This window comes from Psychroserpens luteolus (assembly GCF_021032705.1).
Lineage (GTDB): Bacteria > Bacteroidota > Bacteroidia > Flavobacteriales > Flavobacteriaceae > Psychroserpens > Psychroserpens luteolus.
In genome coordinates, this window is the sequence record NZ_JAHVXI010000004.1 from 270,209 (window position 1) to 294,352 (window position 24,144).

General features: G+C 33.3%; 31 protein-coding genes. 7 read left to right on the forward strand and 24 right to left on the reverse strand.

Going from position 1 to position 24,144, the window contains the following annotated elements; all coding sequences use genetic code 11:
- Positions 1–168: 168 nt before the first annotated feature.
- The 4 genes from KWG70_RS12205 to gcvT form a co-directional block, all read right to left on the reverse strand.
- Positions 169–2,226, reverse strand: coding sequence for a carboxy terminal-processing peptidase (locus tag KWG70_RS12205; RefSeq protein ID WP_230936319.1), 2,058 nt, complete (start codon positions 2,224–2,226; stop codon positions 169–171).
- Positions 2,227–2,273: 47 nt separating this feature from the next.
- Complete coding sequence (locus KWG70_RS12210) at positions 2,274–2,564, reverse strand: 4a-hydroxytetrahydrobiopterin dehydratase (protein WP_230936320.1); 291 nt, start codon at positions 2,562–2,564, stop codon at positions 2,274–2,276.
- A gap of 115 nt (positions 2,565–2,679) precedes the next feature.
- A complete protein-coding gene (locus KWG70_RS12215) occupies positions 2,680–3,513 on the reverse strand; it encodes a sugar nucleotide-binding protein (protein WP_230936321.1) in 834 nt (277 codons plus the stop codon).
- A 22-nt stretch (positions 3,514–3,535) separates the two neighbouring features.
- On the reverse strand, positions 3,536–4,606 hold the full coding sequence (gcvT, locus tag KWG70_RS12220) for a glycine cleavage system aminomethyltransferase GcvT (protein ID WP_230936322.1): 1,071 nt from the start codon (positions 4,604–4,606) through the stop codon (positions 3,536–3,538).
- 190 nt (positions 4,607–4,796) lie between these two features.
- Here gcvT and KWG70_RS12225 point away from each other — a divergent pair, with 190 nt between their 5' ends.
- A complete protein-coding gene (locus KWG70_RS12225) occupies positions 4,797–6,275 on the forward strand; it encodes an aminopeptidase P N-terminal domain-containing protein (RefSeq protein WP_230936323.1) in 1,479 nt (492 codons plus the stop codon).
- A gap of 6 nt (positions 6,276–6,281) precedes the next feature.
- On the opposite strand, the gene KWG70_RS12230 is transcribed toward KWG70_RS12225, so the two are convergent.
- From KWG70_RS12230 to KWG70_RS12320, 19 genes are all read right to left on the reverse strand, one after another.
- Entirely contained in the window at positions 6,282–6,788 is a 507-nt protein-coding gene (locus KWG70_RS12230; protein WP_230936324.1) for a cupin domain-containing protein, read from the reverse strand.
- Positions 6,789–6,835: 47 nt separating this feature from the next.
- A complete protein-coding gene (locus tag KWG70_RS12235) occupies positions 6,836–7,291 on the reverse strand; it encodes an ester cyclase (protein ID WP_230936325.1) in 456 nt (151 codons plus the stop codon).
- Positions 7,292–7,511: 220 nt separating this feature from the next.
- Positions 7,512–8,849: a S41 family peptidase gene (locus KWG70_RS12240; RefSeq protein ID WP_230936326.1), complete on the reverse strand. Its 1,338-nt coding sequence runs from the start codon at positions 8,847–8,849 to the stop codon at positions 7,512–7,514.
- Positions 8,850–8,853: 4 nt separating this feature from the next.
- Complete coding sequence (locus KWG70_RS12245; RefSeq protein ID WP_230936327.1) at positions 8,854–9,294, reverse strand: MarR family winged helix-turn-helix transcriptional regulator; 441 nt, start codon at positions 9,292–9,294, stop codon at positions 8,854–8,856.
- Positions 9,295–9,382: 88 nt separating this feature from the next.
- The gene (locus tag KWG70_RS12250) at positions 9,383–9,982 is read right to left on the reverse strand and encodes a DUF6624 domain-containing protein (protein ID WP_230936328.1); all 600 of its coding nucleotides are present in this window, start codon (positions 9,980–9,982) and stop codon (positions 9,383–9,385) included.
- A gap of 74 nt (positions 9,983–10,056) precedes the next feature.
- Complete coding sequence (locus KWG70_RS12255) at positions 10,057–10,581, reverse strand: GNAT family N-acetyltransferase (RefSeq protein ID WP_230936329.1); 525 nt, start codon at positions 10,579–10,581, stop codon at positions 10,057–10,059.
- Positions 10,582–10,602: 21 nt separating this feature from the next.
- Positions 10,603–10,953 carry a bleomycin resistance protein gene (locus KWG70_RS12260; RefSeq protein ID WP_230936330.1) on the reverse strand — a complete coding sequence of 117 codons (351 nt, stop codon included), beginning with the start codon at positions 10,951–10,953 and terminating at the stop codon, positions 10,603–10,605.
- Between the two features lie 39 nt (positions 10,954–10,992).
- Positions 10,993–11,370, reverse strand: a complete 378-nt coding sequence (locus KWG70_RS12265) for a DUF2200 domain-containing protein (protein WP_230936331.1) — start codon at positions 11,368–11,370, stop codon at positions 10,993–10,995.
- Between the two features lie 188 nt (positions 11,371–11,558).
- Positions 11,559–12,284, reverse strand: coding sequence for a L,D-transpeptidase family protein (locus KWG70_RS12270; RefSeq protein ID WP_230936332.1), 726 nt, complete (start codon positions 12,282–12,284; stop codon positions 11,559–11,561).
- A gap of 91 nt (positions 12,285–12,375) precedes the next feature.
- Positions 12,376–12,693, reverse strand: coding sequence for a hypothetical protein (locus tag KWG70_RS12275; RefSeq protein ID WP_230936333.1), 318 nt, complete (start codon positions 12,691–12,693; stop codon positions 12,376–12,378).
- Positions 12,694–12,850: 157 nt separating this feature from the next.
- Entirely contained in the window at positions 12,851–13,345 is a 495-nt protein-coding gene (locus tag KWG70_RS12280; RefSeq protein ID WP_230936334.1) for a hypothetical protein, read from the reverse strand.
- A gap of 78 nt (positions 13,346–13,423) precedes the next feature.
- Positions 13,424–14,551, reverse strand: coding sequence for an alpha/beta hydrolase-fold protein (locus tag KWG70_RS12285; protein ID WP_230936335.1), 1,128 nt, complete (start codon positions 14,549–14,551; stop codon positions 13,424–13,426).
- 47 nt (positions 14,552–14,598) lie between these two features.
- Positions 14,599–15,012, reverse strand: a complete 414-nt coding sequence (locus KWG70_RS12290; RefSeq protein ID WP_230936336.1) for a VOC family protein — start codon at positions 15,010–15,012, stop codon at positions 14,599–14,601.
- 189 nt (positions 15,013–15,201) lie between these two features.
- Positions 15,202–15,768 carry a hypothetical protein gene (locus KWG70_RS12295; protein WP_230936337.1) on the reverse strand — a complete coding sequence of 189 codons (567 nt, stop codon included), beginning with the start codon at positions 15,766–15,768 and terminating at the stop codon, positions 15,202–15,204.
- Positions 15,769–16,034: 266 nt separating this feature from the next.
- A complete protein-coding gene (locus tag KWG70_RS12300) occupies positions 16,035–16,367 on the reverse strand; it encodes a hypothetical protein (protein ID WP_230936338.1) in 333 nt (110 codons plus the stop codon).
- 147 nt (positions 16,368–16,514) lie between these two features.
- Positions 16,515–16,850, reverse strand: coding sequence for a hypothetical protein (locus KWG70_RS12305; protein WP_230936339.1), 336 nt, complete (start codon positions 16,848–16,850; stop codon positions 16,515–16,517).
- Between the two features lie 77 nt (positions 16,851–16,927).
- Complete coding sequence (locus KWG70_RS12310; protein WP_230936340.1) at positions 16,928–17,281, reverse strand: DoxX family protein; 354 nt, start codon at positions 17,279–17,281, stop codon at positions 16,928–16,930.
- Positions 17,274–18,254, reverse strand: coding sequence for a carboxypeptidase-like regulatory domain-containing protein (locus tag KWG70_RS12315; RefSeq protein WP_230936341.1), 981 nt, complete (start codon positions 18,252–18,254; stop codon positions 17,274–17,276). The genes KWG70_RS12310 and KWG70_RS12315 overlap by 8 nt, the downstream gene beginning before the upstream one ends.
- Before the next feature lie 114 nt (positions 18,255–18,368).
- Positions 18,369–18,713, reverse strand: coding sequence for a DUF6249 domain-containing protein (locus tag KWG70_RS12320; RefSeq protein WP_230936342.1), 345 nt, complete (start codon positions 18,711–18,713; stop codon positions 18,369–18,371).
- A gap of 140 nt (positions 18,714–18,853) precedes the next feature.
- Here KWG70_RS12320 and KWG70_RS12325 point away from each other — a divergent pair, with 140 nt between their 5' ends.
- On the forward strand, positions 18,854–19,444 hold the full coding sequence (locus tag KWG70_RS12325) for an RNA polymerase sigma factor (protein ID WP_230936343.1): 591 nt from the start codon (positions 18,854–18,856) through the stop codon (positions 19,442–19,444).
- Positions 19,425–19,838 carry a DUF6688 domain-containing protein gene (locus tag KWG70_RS12330; RefSeq protein WP_230936344.1) on the forward strand — a complete coding sequence of 138 codons (414 nt, stop codon included), beginning with the start codon at positions 19,425–19,427 and terminating at the stop codon, positions 19,836–19,838. Before KWG70_RS12325 ends, KWG70_RS12330 begins: the two co-directional genes overlap by 20 nt.
- Here KWG70_RS12330 and KWG70_RS12335 read toward each other — a convergent pair.
- The gene (locus KWG70_RS12335; RefSeq protein WP_230936345.1) at positions 19,835–21,154 is read right to left on the reverse strand and encodes a hypothetical protein; all 1,320 of its coding nucleotides are present in this window, start codon (positions 21,152–21,154) and stop codon (positions 19,835–19,837) included. The genes KWG70_RS12330 and KWG70_RS12335 overlap by 4 nt on opposite strands.
- Positions 21,155–21,264: 110 nt before the next feature.
- Between KWG70_RS12335 and KWG70_RS12340 the strand changes: the two genes are divergently transcribed.
- From KWG70_RS12340 to KWG70_RS12355, 4 genes are read left to right on the forward strand one after another with little or no spacing between them, the layout of a single operon-like run.
- Positions 21,265–21,813, forward strand: coding sequence for an RNA polymerase sigma factor (locus KWG70_RS12340; protein WP_230936346.1), 549 nt, complete (start codon positions 21,265–21,267; stop codon positions 21,811–21,813).
- On the forward strand, positions 21,797–22,342 hold the full coding sequence (locus KWG70_RS12345; protein ID WP_230936347.1) for a hypothetical protein: 546 nt from the start codon (positions 21,797–21,799) through the stop codon (positions 22,340–22,342). Before KWG70_RS12340 ends, KWG70_RS12345 begins: the two co-directional genes overlap by 17 nt.
- Positions 22,323–23,501, forward strand: coding sequence for a hypothetical protein (locus tag KWG70_RS12350; protein WP_230936348.1), 1,179 nt, complete (start codon positions 22,323–22,325; stop codon positions 23,499–23,501). Before KWG70_RS12345 ends, KWG70_RS12350 begins: the two co-directional genes overlap by 20 nt.
- Positions 23,502–23,507: 6 nt before the next feature.
- Positions 23,508–24,125 (forward strand): hypothetical protein, encoded by a 618-nt coding sequence (locus tag KWG70_RS12355; protein WP_230936349.1) that lies wholly within the window; start codon positions 23,508–23,510, stop codon positions 24,123–24,125.
- Positions 24,126–24,144 lie beyond the last annotated feature (19 nt).

Genomic DNA, 24,144 nt, shown 5'->3' on the forward strand with positions numbered 1-24,144 from the left:
TGACAATACCAGATATTAGTCTTTGGGAATATGCTTAGATAAAAAGTTGCATTCGTCGCATACAAATCATTGATTATTTTTTGACGTTGCTCATTTAAATTGGTATTTACTTTATTGTAGTGATCTGCAGCCTTATTGATGCTTTATTGTTAGTTAAGTGGAGAAGGATTAGTTTAGAGGATTTAAATCAAGTAAATCTTGAAGTATGGCATAGGCTTCTTCGATATAAATATCTTGTTTGATATCTTTTATAATTGATTCATTTATTGCTTTTTGAGTGTCGGTATAGTTCACTAATTTTTTAGTGAATTTTGAATTTTTAACTGTAAACCCAGAGTCGTTTGCATCGATAGGTTTATTGATAATTTCCCATTGTGTACGATAATTTGTCATTTCTCTGTGTACATTCTCAAGAGTAAGGAGGTATTCGGTGTCCAGATTGAAATAATTATCAATAATCAACTTATTAAGATCTTTAACAGACTTAAAAGGAGCATCATTGGTAACCCTTAAGAGGCTCTTTTTTCTTAGTTCCTCAATAGGTAGTGGTTTTAATTTTGGAAATTTTTTTACTGCGGCAATAGAATCATTTTGAAGTGCAAAAGCTTCATATTGCTCTTGAGTTCTAAAGCCGTCATAGATGCTCGGTAGGATAATATCTGGAATAACACCAATAGACTGATGACTTTTACCACTAACTCGATAAAATTTTTCTACAGTTAATTTAGAATAGCCTAAAGATTCATCATTTCCTAATGGCAAAATTGATTGAGCCGAGGCCTTTCCATGAGTCGTCGCTCCAACGATAATGGCTCTGTTATAATCTTGCATTGTTGCTGCAAAAAACTCTGAAGCAGAAGCGCTATAATTATTCACCAAGATGATAATTGGTTTTGTAAACAAAGAGCCACGATTAATATCTCTAATGGTATAGGTTTCACCATTGTTATATTTTAAAATAGAAATAGGTCCTCTATTAATAAACATTCCCGAGAGATCAGCAGCTTCTTTCATAGAACCACCTCCATTAAACCTAAGGTCTATAATTAGGCCTTCAATTTTATCTTTTTGAAGTTTGTATAACTCTTTGGCAACATCATTGGCTAATCCTAACCCGTTAGGTGATTCAAAATTGGAATAGAAACTCGGAATATTGATATAGCCCAATTTTGATGTACTTTCAATAATGAAACCGTCTACTGTGTTTTCTTCAATTTTGGTTTCTGTTTTTGTGAGTTCAACATCTTTTACAATTCCATTTTGCTTTTTGATTTTAAATGTTGCCGTATGATGATCTTCATGACTTGTAAACGCCAGAACATCTTCATTTGAAATACAGTATGCCTCTAGAGTTTTTGTATTAGATTTAATTGATTTGATAATATCGTTAACTTCAAAACTCCCATTGTTAAAAGCGGCACTTCCAGGTGTGATGTGTGCGATAATAATATCTCCATTATCATTCTTAGCAGTAATTATTCCAAAAGATAATTGATTACTGGACAAAGAGTTTTCATAGATATCTTTTTCGGTAGGTGTAAAAAATAACGAATTGGGATCATGATATTGAAGGTAGGCATTTAAAAAGGCTTCTTTGACAAAATTATCGACATTGCCTAATCTGTTTTTTAATTCTTCAAGTTGACAGATTTCTTTTTGAATGAACTTAGACTTTAACTCGGTTTCAAAAGCTTTGAAATTGCTCTGAATGTGTTCTAAAACCGAATCGTTTTCTACTAGCGCGTAGAGAATGTTATAGCGCATTCGCTTACTCCAATATTTTTGTATGGCCAAATCATTTTTAAAATACTTATAGGAGGCTTCAGGTTTAAATCGTAGTGTATCCTTACCAGAATAATCAAATTTTTCATTTTCTAAAGCACGAATCACCAGTTTTGAGTTTTCAATACGTTGGGTTAATATGGCCACGTATTTATCAATGAAATCACAGGTGCTATTCTTAATATAATCATCGAGGTTGTAGCGATCTTCTTCAAAGGTATTTACATCATTGTAAGTGAATAAGCGTTTGTCTTCATCTAAACTGTGGAGAAATAAATCAAACACATTAGTCGATAAACTATCATTTATTACTTTAGGCGCATAATGATTGTTTTTAACTACATTTTTCAATGCTTGTAATTGATCGCAAAACAGGTTTTTATCTTGGCTAAAACCAAAACAGTAAACAAGCAAGATTAAAAATGTAGATATATGTTTATGCATAAACCGTGTTTTGATAAGAAAAAATGAATCAAAAACCGAACCAATTATTAGTCTTGGACTTCAACAATAGCTTCAATAGCTTCAGCTAATTTGAAATCTTTTTCGGTAACACCATTTTCGTCATGAGTTGATAGTGAGATTTTTAGAACATTATAGACATTTGTCCATTCAGGATGATGGTTTTGAATTTCACATTCAAATGCAATTCTGCTCATTGCACTAAAACAATCTTTGAAATTATCAAACTCAAATTCGGCATATAAGGCATTATTTCTATGTTCCCAATCAGGAAAACGAAGTAATCTTTTTTCAATATTCTCATCTTTCATCAAACCCATAGTGTAGATTATTTAATTAAAGGTACTATAATTTGATCTAAAATAAGAGGAATAAGCGGTAGAAGCTATTAAAAAAGACGAAGCGAATACTTTTTACTGTAAACTGTAATTTTTATTACTTTAATAGTTCTTTTAAAACCTCAGAGCTAGTAATTTCTAAGTGTTTTGGCAGTTTGTTGAATTTAGGTAAAACAGCGAGATAACGATCTTCATTTGTGGTATAAACATGCTTATAGACAACTCCATTTTTAGAGGATAATTGGTTGATAATGTCTTTAATATATTCGTCATGATGCACAAGATCTGTACTTCCTAAGTGAAAAACACCATACTTATTTCGGTTGATTATATAATGAATTTGTTGTGTTACTTTGGAGTCTGTTGTCACATTCATAATAATATTTGGAAAAATCTCAATAGCAGTTTTTTCTTGTAAATGTTGTTTTAACTCCTTTAATCTAGGCGATTGAGAACCAAGTACCATTGGTAACCTAACAATAGCTACTTTTTTCTTTGGTAGCCGTAAAAGCATATTTTCAATCTTTATTTTAAAGTGGCCATAAATACTATCGCTTAGAGTTTTATCAAGTTCGTAGCTGGGATATTTACTGTAAGCATCAAAGACATTAGCAGACGATAAGAAGATAATTCTACAATCGTTATCTCTAAGATATTCTGTCATATGCTGATGTGCAATAGTTTGCGCTCTAAAATCGCCACGTAGACAAGATATTATAATGGAAGGTTTTGTAGCCTCTAAGATCTCATAAACATCATCTTCTTCGACATTATATGGAAAGAAATGATGATTATCTTCGTATATTTTCTTTGGGACACGATAGGTTCCGAAAGTTTTAAAATATGCACATAGTTCTTTATAGATAGCATTACCTATAAAGCCACTAGCACCTAAAACTAAAATTCGATGTTTACTCTCAAATTCCTTCATTAATCCCTCTTCAATATATAAACTATCCTTTGTAAAAAGGTAACTTTACCACAGTAGCTGGTACTGCATTTTTACGAATTTGAATATTAATTTTACTACCAATTTTGGTGAAGATTGTCGGTACATAACCCAAGCCTATACCTTTTCCTAAGCTTGGAGACATGGTACCTGAGGTTACATTTCCTATAGTTTTACCACTTGAATCAACAATGTCATAACCTTGACGCGGAATACCACGTTCATCTAATTCGAAAGCCACTAACTTACGTTCTGGTCCACGACGTTTTTCATCTTCTAAAGCCTCAGAGTTCGTAAATTCTTTAGTGAATTTTGTGATCCATCCTAATCCAGCTTCAATAGGTGATGTTGTGTCGTCTATATCATTTCCGTAAAGACAATAACCCATTTCCAAACGCAGCGTGTCACGAGCGGCCAATCCTATTGGTTTGGCACCAGCTGCAACCACTTTATCCCAGATTTGCTTTACCTCACTATTCTTACAGTAAATTTCAAATCCACCGCTTCCTGTATAACCAGTTGCAGAAATAATCACATGTTCGATACCTGCAAAATCACCAACAACAAAGTTATAGAATTTGATTTCTGAAAGATCATGACTTGATAAACTCTGCATCGCTTCAACAGCCTTTGGACCTTGAATAGCAAGTAATGAATAGGCTTCACTTAGGTCTCGCATTTCGGCACCAACATCGTTCTTTGCTGAGATCCAATTCCAGTCCTTCTCAATATTACTTGCGTTAACGACTAATAAATAGGTGTCTTCTTTTACTCGGTAAATAATTAAATCGTCAACAATACCACCATCATCATTTGGTAAGCAACTATATTGTGCCTTTCCAACTGTTAACTTTGATGCATCGTTGCTACACACTTTTTGAATTAAAGCCAATGCGTTAGGTCCTTCGATTAAAAATTCACCCATATGTGAGACATCAAATACACCAACACCAGTTCTTACGGCTTCATGTTCTACATTTACTCCGTCATATTGAACAGGCATATTATATCCTGCAAAAGGAACCATTTTGGCACCAAGAGCTTTGTGAGTTTCAGTTAAGGCTGTGTTTTTCATATTCAATTGATTTTTCAGCAACGATTGGACGTTAGTATTCTTTTTTTGTACAGGCAAATGTATCGAAAAATATCTGTTTCTTAAGTTTAGATTCCGAAGAAAATAGCATTAAAAATATGTTAATATTAAAGTCTTTTCTTCTGAAGAAGTGAATAATTATTAATTTTCAAAAACATTAAACATCATCATTATGAAAGCTCAATTTGCATTTGTTTTATCATGTCTTGCTTGTCTGATGACATTTGCACAAGATGGATTACCAGAAGATTACCTTAGTAAAGAATTTCATAAAGGTAGGAGAGAGGCGTTGCGAAAAAACATGCCAGACAATAGTGTGGCCGTATTTTTTGCTAATCCAGTTCGTAATCGAGCTAATGATGTAGAGTATATATATCATCAAGACCCTAATTTTTATTATCTCACAGGATACAAAGAACCTCATGCTGTGTTAGTTATTTTTTCTGATAATCAAACAGATATTAATGGAAACACCTACAATGAAAGATTGTATGTACAAGAACGTAATGCTAGAGCAGAGCAGTGGACAGGACGTCGATTGGGTGTTGAAGGAGCTATAGAGAGATTAGGTTTTGAAAATGCCTTTGTTGGACGTGATTTTTTAAATTCTGGTATTGATTTTACGACTTTTGATAATGTTATGTATTTCAGTTTTAAAGACGATTACAGGGATACACGAAATAGTGCCGATTTGTATGATTTGATACAATCGTTTAAATCGCAAATTAAACTTATTAACAACTATACGATAGAAAATAAAACGGAAGATATTGAAGTCGATGCAAATGCTAATGTTGAGGCTGAAAGTGTAAAGAGAGACACAAGAACCTTATCGCGATTAATGGCTGGATTAAGGGAGATTAAAACACCTGAAGAATTGGTATTGCTAAAAAAAGCAGTTCGTATTTCTGCCATGGGACAACGAGAGATTATGAAAGCGATGCATCCTGGAATGTCTGAAACTGAAGTACAAGGTGTACACGAATATATCTATAAAAAATATGGTAGCGAATATGAAGGCTATCCTAGTATCGTTGGTGCAGGAAATAATGGATGTGTTCTACATTACATCGAAAATAACAAAATGAAAGTGGAAAATGATCTCGTGCTTATGGATTTAGGTGCAGAATATCATGGCTATACAGCAGATGTTACCAGAACGATTCCTGCCAATGGAAAATTTAGTAAGGAACAGAAACTTATCTATGATATCGTTTATGAAGCACAAGAAGCAGGAATTGCTGCGACTGTTATTGGTAATTATATGCAATCTCCAGATGCAGCCGCTAGACAAGTTGTTTATAAAGGATTGATTGATTTAGGAATCGCAAAGGATGACACTGACGCACGACAATATTTTCCTCATGGGACTTCACATCATATTGGTTTGGATGTGCATGACCCAGGCCTTTATGGCATGCTTGAAGCTAATATGGTAATTACGGTAGAGCCTGGAATTTATATTCCTGAAGGAAGTGATTGTGATCCAAAATGGTATGGGATTGCTGTTCGAATAGAGGATGATATTTTAATTACTGAAAATGGACCTGTTAATCTTTCTGCTGAGGCACCAAGAACATCTCGCGACATCGAGAAGTTGATGAAAGAAAAAAGTGTCTTAGGGCAATTGAAATTACCTAAGTTGGATTGATGTCATTTAGTGATGTGTTAACCGAGTGATAATAGTTGCCTTATCTGGAAATAGAGCCATCAGTTCCGTTCTGGATTTAAGCTCAAAATCTTCAAAACTAAAACCAGGGGATACAGTGCAACCAACTAATGAATAGGCGTTTTTATCTATAACTTCTGCTGCAAACCAACAACCACCAGGAACAATATATTGTGGGACTTCACCTTTATTTAGGTCTTTACCAATAAGGTGTTCTGTATGTATTCCCGATTCGGATATGACATGTAAACGAATAGGAGAACCATCATAAAAATGCCAGATCTCATCTTGTTTAATTCTATGTAATGCCGAAAAATTATCAGAAGTGAGAAGAAAGTAAATGCAGGTCGAATAGTTGCGCTGTCCATTATAATTGTCTCCCAAACTGTCATTTTTAATTTCACCAGAACTTCTATAAGTTTCTTTAAAATAACCGCCTTCAGGATGTGGTTGTAGTTCTAGTTGTTTTATAATTTGTTGAATTTTGTTGACCATGTGTCGTATAGTAAAGATGAATGATTTAGTTAATGGATTTGTAATGATTATACAAAATCCTGATCTTTTTGTTTTGATGTGAGATCTTGATAGAGTTCGTAAGCACTCCGTTCTACCCAACATTCTGAAAGTCGATTATCTCTAATTGTCCAAATGGCAATGCCAGTAAATGAAATAAAGCGCTTATCAGGTTTAAGTCCGAAAAGACCATTATTTCTGCCAGAGCATATCCATCGTGAAACGACACTGTCTTTCTTTTCATTGTAGAACAAAGCGACGTTTTCAGTTTTTGCATCTAGGAGTTGTTTTTGAAATTCTCCAACCCAAGATTTGAAGAGTTCACGTCCTTTTACCATTTTTCCAGCTGTTGTAATACAGTAATCTTCAGTCATTAATTCATCAATAGCATCTAGATCATGCGGATGATGCCATACGCGTTCAAAAAAATCTAATACCAATGTTTCGGGAGTGTCTTTTGTTGTATCTCGAGGTGGTGTTTTCATAAGTTGTTTGTCTTGTTCTTCAATTAGAGACACTTATTTAAGTCTACTAAGATAGCAAATCATAAGCAACCTATTTCTAAGTGTATGGATTTTATAACATAAAATTGAAGACGTCAATGGATACGAAAAATTCTGCTGCTATGCATAGACCTTTAACATAAAAAAGGGATCACATAAAGTGACCCCATTTAGGGTTATTAGTAAGTTAAATAAAGAAAAGCTAATCGTTTTGTTTTATGTTTTTATCTGTGCGACCATTGTCATATAAGCCTTGCAGAGCAGTTGTAATGCCTCCTTCACTCAAAAAGCGTATTCTAAAGCTATCGAGACCATTTAGCATGAACTCATTATCAGTATAAGGGATTAATTCATATTTTGTTCCTTTTCCTCTCTGATAGAATAATTTACCATTATCGAAGGTTACAACACGAGGACCATAAACTCCAGCGTAGGATTTTAAAGTTTTAGCGTCTAAAGTTATTGGATCGGTTTTTAGGCGTAATTCTGCGAGTGGCCATTCGTAGAAAGCCTGTAGACCTTTGTCTTTGTTATTTTTCATGAGTGTTTCCAAAGCATTCTTATAAGCAATATCCAAGGCATCTGCAGCAGGTGTCTCAATATGCGGACTAACACCAGTGCCTTCCCAATTGGTATTGGTAATAGGGTTAATAGCTCTACCAGTTGGGACCCAAACCATAAATCGATCTGTCGCTACAACCGAACCGCCTGGATGTGCTCCACCACCAGTAGTTTGACCAACAAGTGTTGCACGCTCTAAATGCTTTAAATTATAACTAAACTCTTCAGCTGCAGAAAATGTGCTTCCACTAGTTAATACATAAACTGGAGTATCAGGACTGCGTTTTCCATTGACATGTGGTAACGTCCAAGTTTGAGAGTTTCGGTCTGTCGGGCGCCAATAGAAATTATTTAAATGCACAGGAGCGCTTTCAAAGAGGTAGCTTGTTATGAGTTGGATCATTGCTGGGCTTCCGCCTCCGTTATTTCTAAGGTCAATAATAATAGCATCGGTATTACTTAAAAAATTCATGGCAGAAACCGCAGTTTCTCCTGCGTATTCTACATTAGAAAAACTTCGAAGGTCTAAATAGCCAATATTACCAGCCATAATCTTCACCTCCTTAAAACCAAAGTTATTGCGTTTCAGGTTGTTGATATAGCGATTTAAAAAAGCGATACTATCTTCGGCAGTAACTGTTTGTTGTCGTTCGGCTATTTGCTCTGGAGCAAAAGAAACCCTTAAATGTTTATCCTTACTGATTGCTTGAAGATCTGTGGTTAAAGTAGAGGCAAACTCTTGAGGATCTAGAATGGACTTGTAGTTTCCGTTTTTAAGTTTTGATTTGATATGTGTTACCATTTTTGTGGCCACATCTGGGAAGACATAATTAGTGTTTAATTTACTACTTATAGAATCAACAACTGTTTGCTGTTCTTTAAGTGTTAATGGTTCTGTTCTTTGCTGTGCGTACATTGGTGAGACGAGTAGCATTAAACCTATAACTGTGATTAGAGTAAGTTTGATTGTGATTTTCATAATGTCATGTTTTTGCACAATTGGTTCTTATTTTATTAAGAATGATTTCCAATTGATTGAGTTCGTTTTTTGTGATTCCTTTTAATGATGAATTTCTATTTTGATGAATAATTGGAGGAAGGGTTTTCAAGACGTCCTTTCCTTTATCGGTAATTTCAATTATATAACGCCTTCTGTCTTTTGAGTTTATGGAGCGTTTTAAGTGTTTCTTCTGAACCATTGTATTGATCATTCGCGTCATAGATGCATTGTCTTTAAACACCAATTCGGCAATTTCTTTCTGTGTTAGTTCTGGGTGTTCATTTAGAAAGAGAAGTACCATACCTTGATCGATGGTCATATCTTTTATTTTTTCTGAAATATTTTTCTGTGCAAATTTTCGATAGTCCTTTATAGTACTTTCGATGGCATGAAATATGGTTTCAGATGGCAGAGATAGGTTCATTTGAAATTTATTTGATACAAATATAATTGATATATCAATTATATATAAAAAAATTAACTTTTAATTTAGATTGATCTGAAGCCATACATTACTGTATCCAGCCCACTGTTTTTTTCCAATGTTCAATCTCTTGTTTCCTCTTTTCAAAATCGGTTGGAGCAGATTCGTTTTCATTTTTAGCTTGTGCTCTCATGATTTGTATCTGTTCATCAAGTGTGTTAAGTCCTAATGCTTTTCGTCTTTGGTTTACCTTGCTCAAACTATCAAAAGGGTATGGGCTTAATTCTCCATTTTTATCCCAATCAAACTGAGTACCGTAATGCTGTGGCTTGTTTTCAAATACCGCTATTCGGTCGGTTAGGTATGCTAAACTTATTTGGGATGCTTTTTTCTCGTTAACTGCTTTTTCCAATATAATTTGGCACTTCTTCATAAATTCTGGTTGTTCTATTGAATGTTGAATGATAAGCCAAGTCGCTTCATTAGCTTCTTTTCCTACTTTATCAATTGTAGGATAGCCAATCAGGTCTATAATCTCATCTAGTGTCTTCGCGTTTTGGTTATGTAGTTTCTTCATTTCTTCGTTATAACCCTCACTCAGTTTTCCATCTTGGATAAGTTTGTTTCGAAGTGTTAAATCTGCATTTTTCAGATCAATTATTCGTTTAGCGATGTCTTTATAATTCATTTTTTTATTTGCGCTGTTTAATATGAATGCTTGGTGTCTAACTAGATAAAGAACCAGTAGTACTAATTGTTATACTAATTACTATAGTTGGTTTTGAAAATCATCATCATTTTATGGTCGTAATACAGGTTTTCAATTTTTAAAAAATTTTTGTGTAATCCAAACATTTCAAAACCTATATTTTTGTATAGTTTTTCGGCTTTTTCATTAATCGCTATTACACCTATTTCAACTTGTTCGATACCATCAATTTTAAATGCTTCATCTAAGGTATGTTTTATAAGATCTGTGCCAATGTTTTTGCCTTGAAACTTAGAGTTTACATATACTTGAATTATAATACCTGCATGATTTACTTTTTTTCTTTCATGTCTTTTAAATCCTGAAATACCAATAAGACTATTGCTGTGAAAAGCTCCAATCACGAAATTACTTTTATGCGCTTGTTCAATGTAGGGTTGAAAGAATAGTTTTTCCTTTGTTTTTTCATCTTGATAATTTGTAGTAAAGTACTCTGGGTAATGTTTCAAACATTGAAGTCGAATTTCCCTATAAGATGCAGATTCGCTTGGAAGAAGCTTTCGAATTTGAATGTTCATGGTGCTTATTAGTAATGGCTTTCAACTATTTTGTCCGAAAGTAAGTAAGTTATTATCCGGATCTAACAAAGAAAATTCCTTTTGTCCCCAAGGTCTTATTCCTAATTGTCCGTTCGGGTGAATTTCGATTTTATTATCAAGCATAGACTTGTACAAACCTTCGATATCGTTTGTTCGTATATATACTTGTCCGTAATTTTCTTTCGGATCTAATTCTTTAAATTCAAAGAAATGAATTTCTATTTTATCTTTTTTAACCATTAAATACCCATCATAATCACCTATGTCTTGAAAACCTAATTGGTTCATATAATACTGTCTTGTGACCGACTTATTACGCATTGGTAACTTTGGGTGTATTTCTGTTAACATCCTTTCATTTTTAATTTTGCTCCACCATTAGTACAGTTTTTATTTCTTTTCTTGTCGTAAAATTTTCTCCATTTTACGACCTCTTGCCAATTCATCAATCAGCTTTTCCATCTGTCTACATTGTTTATACACTTCAAATTCATCCTCTATGTCTTCAATTCGATAACCACAAACCACGCCTTTAATTAGGTGGGCATTTGGATGTAAGTTGGCTTGCTGAAAAAATGTTTCAAATGTCACTTTATCGTCAATAAGTTCCTGCAGTTTATCTTCATTAAATCCGGTTAACCATTCTATGACTTGGTTGAGTTCTTCTTTGGTTCTTCCATTTTTCTCTAGCCTATTTAGGTAAAGCGGATAAATAGATGCAAATATCATGTTTGCAACTTTTTCATTTTTTTCGGCGGTAACTTTCATTTAGATACTTTTTAGTTTTTATGACTTAAATTTATAACACTTTTGTTTTGTTTCAAAGGTGTTTGTACATGTTTACTTGGGTAGACTAGTAGGCAAGTTAATTAATTCAAGTGAATTTCAGGAGAGAAAATTGAGCGACACTAAATTATGGGTATTGTTGTGTGTTTGAGCAAGTACAAGAAAAGTGATCAGTTATAATTGGTGTTGGGTAGCGTTTCTAATTCATTATTTATAATGTCGTATAATTCATTTTCCCAATCTATTCTTGTAATTTCTGGATAGTTGGAATTGACTCTAAAATCTCTAGGGCTTATAATTACTTTAACGGTATTATGCATTGCCTTTTGTGTTAATAAGAATACTTCTTCTATAGCTTCATCACCAATTGGGATGCAGCCAATAGTTACCGATTTTCCATGTATAAAAATGTCTCCACCCATATCGGATATAGTTGCCAATTCAGTTTTTGATTTGTCAAATGCATTAGGGTAGCTCACTTTAATCGATAGATAATAGGAACTGTTAGGATTTAGATATTCTACATTATAAACGCCTTCGGGTATTTGTTTATCGCCTTCTTTCAATTTAGGACCTAATTGCCCACTATAAGCTGTAAATGTATATTCTTTAATTAACTTAATTCCATTATAATCTTTTGCATAAACTTGGAGTATTCTCTCTTCTTTAAAAGCAGCAATAATAATCTCTTTAGGAAAGTCCATTTTATAACCAGCTAGGCCCAAGTTTTTTTCAAGTCGATGCCATACACTTTCTTCAATAGAATCAATTCTTGATTCGACCGTTTGCTTCCCTTTTAATTTATTTACCAAAGGCATATACATTGACCTTCCATAATTTAGAAAGACAATTACTATAATTATTAATCCTACTATTAAAATCAGTTTTTTTGTCATTTTTTTCTAATGCTAATCTGTTTGTGTAATGCTTACCTTTGGCGGTCGTTTTACAAGTGCACACAGAACAAGTAATCGACTATATCCACTGTTAAGAGACGTTTTCTATAACTTCTTTTCTTCCGCTTAAATTAATTCTATGAATTTTCCCTTTCAGCTTCGGATTCCAACTATTTTTAAGGGAATACACAATTGTTTTTCTTACTGTTTCAGGAGTGATTTGTGTGCTATGACTTTGACTAAATCCGATTCCTTTAGGCTCATAATCAAAGCTTACAACAAGTCTTTGTCCATTAGTTTCATCAGATTCAATAATTAGGTCTATATGCCCATCATTACCTGAAACCATATATCGGTATTGATGATTGTCAATTACTATTCTTCGACTTCCTTTTTTAGGGATTCCCATAATTATTTTTAAGTGATATTTAGTGTGCTTATGTATTATTTATGCGATTTTTAATCTGTAGGATTTTCAGTCGTTGCAAATTAGATGATTAAAGATAGAATTTTTCTTTGGAGTAGAGAAGGAGTATGAATTATACACGTTGTGTTGCGTTCATTTTTTAAACTCCTAATTCATCAGCTAAATCATAATATTTGTCCAAATATTCTGGTGTTGAACGATGATTAGATAATCGTACAGTATCAAATTCGTCAGTTTTTTTTCCGCGTTTTACTCCTAAGTATTTTAATGCTTGATTGATTGTTTTAATTTCAAAATCGGCAATTTTATCTTTTAGGTAAACATTTGCAGACTGAATTCCGTTTCCACCGAAATAATCAGTTGAGATTATAGCAAATACTGGATTCTTGTCTGATGATATGTTTGTCATTAATTCAGAGAGTGCAAATTCAGATGGGTATAGCATATATTCTGCGTTGTTGGTATTCAGAAATCCTTGAGTTTCAAGTTTAGCTTGCCAATAAGCTGAATAGTAATGGTCAATGTGAAACATGGTTAAATTAAAACCTAAATAAATACCAATGAGGTCAAAACGTTCTGCTTTATCTTTCTCATATTTACCTTTTAATATTATGGCTGAAATATTATGTCCCATATTTTTTTTCTCAAATGACGCACAACGCTCTTGTGTATGTTAGTTGTAGAACATTTTTATATTTTCTGTTTTAAATAACTAGTCTTTCCTACTTTTTGCATCGATAAGCCCCTCTTTCATTTGCTTTTCAAACCTCGTATTTGGATATTTGGTAAGGCCTACATTAAAATGTTTAATAGCATTTTGATAGTCTTTATGTTTCAAGTAGAATTGTCCAAAACGATTTTGCCAATATGCCGAAGCATATCTTTTTGTAGTCAAAACATCTTTGAATTCAGTCATGAACAGATTAAAATATTCAAAATTATCTCTGTTCCATGCTAACCAAATTAATCCGTTTTTTGTGCTATTATCAATAGTCTCGTCACCTCCAAATCGTTGTGCTCGTTCTTTAAAATATCTAGTTAAGTAATCCATTCCGCCCAAATCAATGTACTCTTGTATACTTTCAAAAACTAATGAATTATAGTTGTGATAATAGAATTTCAGTCCCTTATATAGTGCCAAGTGCGCCAGGCTTTCATGTATTTCATCATTGTACAAATCATATTTCCAAACAAGGTTTTTGGGACTGTGTTCTTTCAAAATCTCATTGAATTCTTCGGTATAACTTATGTTATAAATGTCTTTTTTTGAGTTAGCCATATATAGATAAGTGGCTTTGTTTGTATAGAAATCCTTGACTATTTCTTTAGAAGCATAGCCTCCATTACTTAAGATTGCTCCATTAAAAACCTCAGGATGTTTTAAAATCAATTCACTGGCATAATAAGCAGCCCCTTCCCAGCCAAAAATGACATGTTCTTCATTCGTTTTATAGTTAGAGTTTATAAAAGGGATAACTTCATCAATTAAGAAACTTGAAAATTTCTCTTTTTCATCTCCAAACCACGTCCATCTTGATGATTCTTTATCTGTAATGCCTACTACAATCATTTTTGGGATAGCACGTGGTCTGCGTAAGGCTTTTTGAATACTTACACCACTTAAAAAGTATTGTTGGCCATCCAATATGTACAGTACAGGATATTTTTGCTCTGATTCTGAGTATCCATCGGGTGTATAGATCTGAATCGCTCTTTCTTCATTTAAGTTGAATGATTTAATATTATGGTTAACTCCAATAGTAATTTGAGAATTGCTTTCTTGCGCTGGACATATAGTAGTTAGAAAAGAGCAAGTGATAAAAACGAATAATAGCTTCATAGTTTTAGATTTAGTATCAATGTTGTGTGCTGGCTTTTCTATTTATATTAATTCCAAGGATTGTATGAACCAAAACTCCAAATATGGTCTTCAATATCCTTACATGTATAGCCACGACCACCATACGCCTCATCCTTAATTTCTATGAGTATTTTTACACCTTTGGCAACAGCATTTTTGTAGTGTTCATCGATTTTCTCAACAATTATATAAGGCGCTTGAGTGTTTATTCCGTTCAAACTATTGGGTGTTTTTATCAATTTGCCATATTCGTTATTGTTTTCTGAACTTAACATAATCATTGAATTGCCATATGTTAGTTGAGCATGTATAATTGTATTATCGTCTCCTTGGACTACAAGGTGCTTTTCAAATCCGAATGATTCACATATCCATTCGATAGCTACTTTTGCATTTTTATATTGTATTACAGGAATAATACATGCTTTAGTTGTTGTCATAATTTTATGGATTATTAGTCTCTAAGGTACTAAAAACAATTGTTTTTTAGTAGGCTTGATTCTGGTAAGTTTGGTTTATTTGGCTTGTACACGCGTACGTGTATGGTTTATGCGATTGAGAATCCGTAGGATTTTGCTAATGCCAGTTTGCTTCGCCCATGTCCAAGTATAGATAGACCAAGCAATTGGCTATACACGCCGTTCTAGCATGTTCTTGATGTTTCTTCTAAAAAGAATCATTCCGAAAGCTATAAAAGTGAAAGAATACCCAAAGATTAGTCTGTGAGGTGTTGGTATAATATGCCATAAAATCAATGTTGCAATAAATAAAATTCCTATTCCGATTTTTTCATTCTTCAGATAATTTAAACTCAAAATTAGCAGTCCGAGATTGAACACTTTAGAACTTGACCCAATAGTCATAAACGTTTTCCAAATCGATGGGAATTTTGATATATGGTTTGCGAATTCATTACGAAGTTCATCATTTGGGTAACTCCAAAATATAAAATCAATAACACACATTCCAATCATACAAGTTATTCCAATTATAGTAAGAGGTATTCCTATGAAACTGAAGGGTTTCTTAGGGAAAGAAATGACTTGAGGAATTAATAAAACGACACCAATCAGCATAAACCAGTGGGCAAAATCGATTGGTTTTAAATTGTATACAAACTCATTACCTTTAGATAGAATTATTTGCCCTACTAAAATGAATCCAATTCCTATTTGAAATAAAATTTTATAAGTCATATTTTGTTGATTAGTTTTCAGCTTTAAATACTAGACAAAAACATTTTATGAATGTTACATTTTAAATCAAAAAAATAGAGAAGTATATAATTTCTAAAATTATGTAGCCTTTATTCAGGACGGGTCAAAATTGCACACAACGTGTTCGTGTATGGATAGTAGTGTTGGAGCAGTAAGTTAGCAAAAAAGAACGAAGAGTGCGGAATTTGGCAGAATTTCGTGAACTACTATTAAACACTATTGACTATACACGTTGTTGTACAACGTTATTTAAATCCAATTTTTTCCTCAATCCAATTATGGAAAAATATTACTGGTGCCGCTGTTAGGTGTAATATTGTCAAAACCCAATTTCCGATCCCAGGTGTATGAGAAAAATATATCAATCCAATAACTATTTGGTATGCAGCAATAAATAGTAATCCTAATTTTTTGTTTTCTGTAAATAGAAAGCAAAAAAATAATCCGATATAAATAAAGTCTTTGTACTCATACTTAATTACGAAGGTCTCATTATCAGAATTCACGTAAAATACCAAATACAATTCAAGAACGACTAATGAGATAATTGTAATGATTAGAATAATGTTCTTCTTCATTTTTTTAATGTTGCCCTGCGTGTTCGTGAATGGTTAGTAGTGTTGGAGCAGTAAGTTAGGAAAAAAGAACGAAGAGTTCAGAAATTCGATAGAATTTTCTAAACCATTTTTAACACTCTTGATAAGAAGCCTTGTTGCATGATGATTTTAACGATTTAGAAAGTCAAGCTGACCTTTATATTTTTTGACAAACTCTTTCGCTTCTCTCATGTTTTCTGGGTAATTCACGTAACCTTGGAGGCATACTATTCCGTCAACTGAATAAATTTTATCATATACATGATGATAATTCATACCATTTTCTATCAAGTATTTTGCAACCTTCCATTTTTCTATTTCTCTGTGCTTGGGAGGTCTGAAACGATGAGAAACGTGTACCATCATTTCACGACATACGGGGCACTCTTTTTCTGACATTTGAGTGAAATCAGTACCTTGATTAAAAGATCTTCGACAATTGAAACAAACTTTTTTGTAGCCCATACAATTAGTTAATGATAACTGGTTATATAAATATACACGTTTTTAAGTTCTATGTTCCCGAAAGCCATTTGCTATTTTCACAAATACCACCAAGCCCAATACATTAACCCAAATTGTAAAGGCAGTCGCAATACCAATATCCATTTTGGGAATCCAGCCGCAGCTTTATCACTTGAGAGCATATAAACATGTACGAGTAAAAAGACTACGAGCATAGCAATAATGCCATAAATGGCAATAGCCTTTAATGCAGGAATGCACAAGCCAATACCAAGTGCAATTTCAGCAAGACCACTTGCATACACCAATTGCTTATGATTTGGTAAATAACGCGGCATGATACGCATGTATAACTTTGGTTTTACAAAATGCATGAGGCCTGCAATACCATACATGCCAGCCATAAGATAGAGATGCCAAGGGCTATTCATCTTTATAGGCGTTGTAGTTAATACCAACACCATAATTATTGAGATTGGTACGTAATAAACTAGACTCAATACCATTTCCTTTTTTAAACTGTACCCAATTATTTCCGCTTATAAACACACGTCTAATAAAAGTGTTATGTGCATCAATTTCGTCTGTGAATGGGAGTAGTGGCCTAAAGTTAGTTGGTATTTTAACGGTTCCGTTTTTGCCTTTGATCTCTTTGTATTTCTTATTTGGCAGAAGTTTTCCGTTTTGATCGGTGTAACCTAGTACTTGTATAGAGACAAAGAAACCATTATCTGGTATAAACAAATTGTGCTCGGAGACATCTAGTTCAAATTCATCGCCATTTTTTTCGGTTGCTCTAAATACAATATTGGTATAAGTCATCACCTCACCTGGGAAGCCATTATCATTTTTGTAGAATTTCACCTTAAATAGCGTAGAGAACTTGCGCTTGTCTGCATTGGCACGCTTGCGTTTTTTCCAATCTCGCGATTCTAAAGTAATAGGAAATAAAACAGCCGTAATTTTCTTAAGTTTCTCATTTCCGTTAGGGAAAAATACAGCAATCTCACTTTCTATAGTCGGTAACCAACATTTGTAGTAGTCGTCATCGAGATAGGGTTTTATGGTTTCTTTTTTAAATTTCCTGTCAATCTTTGCGTTTACAACCACTTCATCCAATTTATCGGCTTCTATCTGCATTGTGATGGTTTGCGGCAAATCTTTAGTTGCCAAAGACAGGTCTTTATACCCTAAAGCCGAAATGTACAACGAATCGACATCTGGATAGAGTTTCTTGGTAAAAATAAACATGCCATCGTCATCGGCAAACAGGCCTTGTCCATTTCCGAAGGATACCGTTGCATAAGACACAGGATATTTGGTCTCCTCATCGATAATCTTGGTTTGCGAATGACTAGAAAAGACACTAACGAAAAGCAGTAGGTTGCATAATACGTATTTCATATGGTTTATGTGTAGAATTGAGTTCATTATGGCTAAATATACACATTAAGTCGATGCAAATAAAAAAACCACTGCGCATTAACAGTGGTTTAAGATTGATTGGTTAGATGTTACTTATTCTTTATCTAAATTTTTGGTCATTGTAAATCCTACAAATAATCCAACACCTGCCATTAGGAAAATAGTACCAGGGAATGCTACTTCTTCTTCAACACCTAAGTTATAATGTAGAAGAGATGCGATAAAAATACCTATACCAACACCCATTAGTAATACTGCAAGGTTAAGAATGAGCACTTTCCAAATAGGAGCGGTGTGTCGCTTACCTTTCATAAATATTGTGGCATCTGCACCTTTTTCGATAAGTGCTAAACGCTCTTTGTTTCTTGTCGATAGGTATAAATAAGCGATACCGAATACTGCTATAAACAAAGAGATTGGGATTAAAATAGCTTCCATAGTGTTTCGTTTTTTAATTGATTAATTTTAAATGTTCTGAGCTTATGACGACAGGTTCTGAATTTAGGTTACATATTTTTTTAATTTTTTTTCTTCAGAAATGTGTAACCTTAAGGTTAATGATGTCGTCTTAATAAAAAATGACCACCAACAACGATCAAATACTCATCAATCAAATCATCGATGGCGATACGAATGCCTTTGCGACATTGGTTGATATGTATAAGGATTTGGTGTTTACATTGGCATTGCGAATGCTTAAAAACAGGGAAGAAGCAGAAGAAGTCGCTCAAGACACGTTTATAAAGACCTACAAGTCTTTGGACAAGTTTAAAGGGGATTCAAAGTTTTCGACATGGATTTATAGAGTGGCTTACAATACTTGTTTGGACAGAATTAAAAAGAATAAAAAGCACTTAAATGACGTTGAAATAAATGAGTTTACAGCACATCAAGTGAAAACCATAGACAACGCATTAGATAAGATTGAAGCACAAGAGCGAGAAGAAGCAATACAGCGTTGTATTGATAAGTTACCAAGCGAAGATAGCTTTTTATTGACCTTATATTATTTTGATGACTTATCTTTAGATGAAATTTCTAAAATTGTAGGTATCACAGCAAATTCTATTAAAGTGAAATTGTTTAGATGCCGAAAAAAGTTAGCCACGATATTAAAGTCGCAATTAGAACCAGAAATAATTGAACATTATGAACGAGAACGCAGATAAACATTTAGACCATCTATCACGAAAAGTGATAGGCAAATCCGCGATTGAACGTCCGTCGTTAGATTTCACCAAAGACGTGATGTCTCATATTAAAGGTTTGAGTACCTCTAAGGTGACAACTTATGTGCCTTTAATATCTAAGCGTGTGTGGTCAATGATTGCTATCATATGTGTTGGTGTTATTGGGTATGTGGTTTTTGGAACATCTGATTCAGAAACTACGATATTCTCTAGCTTAGGATTAGAGCGTTTTACTACTTTTGAGATAAACAATCCTCTAGCATCTGTAGAGTTTTCACAAACACTTATTTATGCCGTTCTTTTATTTGCTGTTATGATGTGTGTGCAAATTCCAATATTAAAACGATATTTCGATAAACGTTATGAGGCTTAATCTTTAAAATGCCAAAACGGGATTCTACTTACAATCCAATTGATCGTATCACCTTTTCTAACTCGTAAACGATTCACATGCAGTAAATGTTTACCTTCGGCGATACTGTCTAAATTTAGATAGGTTTCAAAACCGAGTTCTTCCTTTAAGTTTTCTGATAATATGAATTCGGATTTGTATGCTGTCGAATCAATTTTAATAGAATAGATATAATTGAACATCTTTAAATACTCTCGTCTTAGGCTATCGCGCTTCGAACTTGAAGAATTACCTATTCTAATAATATTATTTCGCATTCCTCTCACATCTTCTTCCGGTTTTAACGACGGATTGAAGTAAAACACACGATTTTCTATAGATTCCGTATAAGGGATAAATACTTTTAAATAAGAATCAGAGATCACTTTTGATGGGATCACAGCATTACCAACAAATTTATCAGAATCTTTAAGCTGATCTTCATAATTCTCGACATTAGCCATGATATCACTCGAATTTATATTACTGTGAATGTAGTTTGAACTTTGGTAATAAAAAGACGATAGTACTAATACCAAAATATAAAACGGAACTAAAACGAGGCTCAAACGTCTTCCAAATTTATGATCTAAGAAATTATAAACTAAAGGGCGATATAAAAAGGAAAGGGTAATAAAACTAAATAACCAATAGATAGGGAAATATAATTTAGAAATCCACTTTTTCTTTTTTAGCCAGCCTAATGTGGCAAAATCTATAAAGGTGATAATCATTCCAAAGCAAACAAATACCATTAACGGAATCCCAATACCTTTAGAAATCCAACCCGGAAGCCAATCGCTAGACAAAATATAGTTGCCGATAAATGCTATGGTGAGAATAGTAAACGTGATGGCCAATACATAGAATATGAGCAAAAAGGAAATCGCAAATATGATACTACAATAGTTTTCAAGCGTTGCAATATACTTATCGAAAGAACCAACTCTTTTTTTTAAGTGCTTGGTAAATTTTTCACTGTATTTTAATTTGTCATATTCTATTTCTCCCGAAACGTATCGCAGACCTAAAGCGCCAATCCAAAGTCCTCTGAGTAGTACGTGTAGTACCAAATTAAAAATAAGTATAGCACAAGACATTACTGCAACCAAAGATAGAATCAATTTGTATAGCAGTTGATTGTTTTGAGCATCTGCTAAACTTTGTGTAAGCGGTTCGTAGATGGTAAATAAACCAAAAATGGCGAAACCAGAAATAATGAGTTCTAATTGCCAACTCTCTTCTTGGAGCTTTTGAAGTAGTTTTTTAAATGCAGGATTATTGTAATCTTGACTCATTTGGTTGGGTTTAGAGTTTAAATATACAGACTTTTATAAAAATTTTTTAAGAATTTTGAAACCCTAAGGTATTTCTTTCGTTTTTAATACTGAACACTAACCAAAACTAAATGTCTAAAGCACATACCATTTTAATTAATCGCTGTAAGAAAGGAGATGAAAAGGCAATGCTACAGATTTATGATCTCTATTGTGATGCGATGTTTCATGTTGCTTGTCGATATTTAAATGAAGAAGACGCTAAAGATGCGATGCAAGACAGCTTTTTAAAGGCCTTTGCAAAGCTAGAAAGCTTTACAGAAGATTATACGTTTGGGGCATGGTTAAAACGCATTGTTGTAAATCAGTGTATTGACCAATTAAAAAAGAAACGATTAGAATTTGTAGCATCTGAGATTAGCGATTTATCAATTGAAGACGATGATACGAATTGGGATTTTGATTCGGAAATAACGAAGCAACACATACTTGATGCTGTTGAAAAATTACCGAGTAAGCATCAGATTGTAGTGAAACTCTATCTTATTGAAGGCTATGATCACGAGGAAATATCTAGCATTGTTGATATTCCTATTAAAACATCAAGAACACATTTGCGACGCGGAAAATTGCAGCTTCAAAAACTTTTAAAAACACATTACAATGAAACAGGATATTAGAGACTTATTTGGAAAGGATGAGGTTTCAGGTAAAACCTTACCCGATAATCACAGACAAGAGTTTTATGATAAACTAAAAGCATCGCGACCTAGACGAAAATCAGGATTTAAGCGCAACTACTTGCTTAGAATTGCTGCAATTGCAATACTGTTTTTGGCAATGACAGTTGTAGTACTAAAAACTGCAACTACTACAGTGACAAATAAAGTGGTTGAGGAGTCGTCTATTGAAACCCAAATTGAAGTGATTGAAAAGGAGTATTTAGCGAGTATTGATAAAGAATGGCAAAATTTTATAAGCCTTGCTACCGACGAAAAACTAGTAAAGCGCTACAAAGATAAATTGGATAATTTGGATAAGGATTATCAGGAGATCTCCAAACAATTTAAAGCCGACAATAATAATATCTTGGTTATAGAGGCTTTAGTCGACAATCTCAAAACACGCCTTCAGCTTTTAAAAGATATACAGCAACATATCCATCTATTAAATCAAAAAACAGAACAATATGAAACGATCAACATTTAAAATTTGCATTCTGATGCTCATCACATCAGTAAGCATGTACGCTCAAAGGAAAACGGTGTATTCCGAGAGCTTTTCCGTAGATAAACAGACAACAGCAATTTTTAATCTCGAGAATACCACAGTGGCTATCGAAGAATCTAGAGATGGTAAAATTCATTTTGATTACACCTTAGAGTTTGATGGCTATTCTAAGAAAGATATTAAAAACAAATTGGATGAACTTGACATTAGAGCTATAATGTTTGATAACCACGTCACTTTAGCGGCTAAAAGTGAATCACAATTGTCTAAAGTAAATTATGTCTATGATGTTAATGAATTGGTCATCGAGTACGATGGGTTTTCAAAATCTAAAGATTCTATAATGAGAAAATCAAAGGATTCTATTATAAGAGAAATACAATCCAATGGTAGATTTGGGAAATTCGCCAATGCGATGCAATATGTAGATAATCGCTTTAAAGTTAAAGATAAGGATGGTAAACTAAGGAAAATTAGAAAAGGCGATGTGAAGATTATGAGAAACCATTTTGTGATTAGAATTCCATCATTTTTAAAATTGAAGATTAATGGTAAAAATGCTCAAATCACCATGCTAGAAAATACAATCAACGAATTATCCGTAGAACTCAAAAGAGGTTATTTTAACGCTAAAGAATTATTAAATGATTACAATTCATTTAAGATTAACGATGCTAATTTTAAATCTGAAGGTCTTGTAGGAGGGAATTATGAGTTTAACAATGTAAGTCAGGGTTTAATTGGGAGCATTCAAGAGGTGAAAATTACTTCCGAATTTTCTAAAATTGAAATAGGAGAGATTCGTGAGAAGGCATTTATCACTGACTTTAATAGTGAATACTGGTTTTACAATTGGAGTAAAGATTTTAAACGCTTTGACTTGCTTTCAGAGTATTCTAAAATTCACTTTTTCTACCCAGAAACCTATGATTTTAGTATGAAATTTATTGGTAATAATACCGTAAATCATTTCGACAATATTGCAGTGACCATGCAACCCACAAAAAATGGTGAAAAATTCAATATGGTCGAACGAAAAGCGAAAGGCGAAGGCCATTTTTCGGGAGCTATAAACTTCGATATTGTACACGGCATTATTTATACTGCAAACGACACATTCATCAAACCAAAACAATAAAATAACATGAGACATTTTATCATTTTAGCTGTGGCATTAATTTGCTTCAGCACATTAAACGCGCAAAAAAGTGACATCAAACTGCAAACCAAATATGGATCAGATCATAAGGATTTACAAGATATGTTGAGGTTTCAGGACATAGAAACTATACGATTAACATTTACTGGAGAAGATTTAAAAGGCAAAAACTATAAGCTTTTTGTAAAAGAGTATACCAATGGCAGCTTATCTAAAACAGACACCATTATGGATAGCGCCAGATTTGACTACATACCAGCCATTAACGATTCGGTATTTGAATTTAAGTATTATGTCAAAACACAAATCGACAATACGATTAAAATGAACTTTATGTTCGAACGTTTTTCAACGCCTAGATTGTATGATATTAAAGCTGCAAAAGACAAATATGCATTGCATGATTTCTTAAAAACCAGTGATCCAATGCCTATTGCATTAGAGACAAAAACATTAATAATGGGATACTTTTTGCCATATATAGATAAGGAAACGGGTTGGAAAAAGTATTGTGATGTTACAGGAAGTCAACACAAACCAGAAGATTGGGGAACTGTTTTTAACATCCCCAATTATTATCTCATTGAAATTATTTTCGAGTAACTATTTTAAATTAATAAAA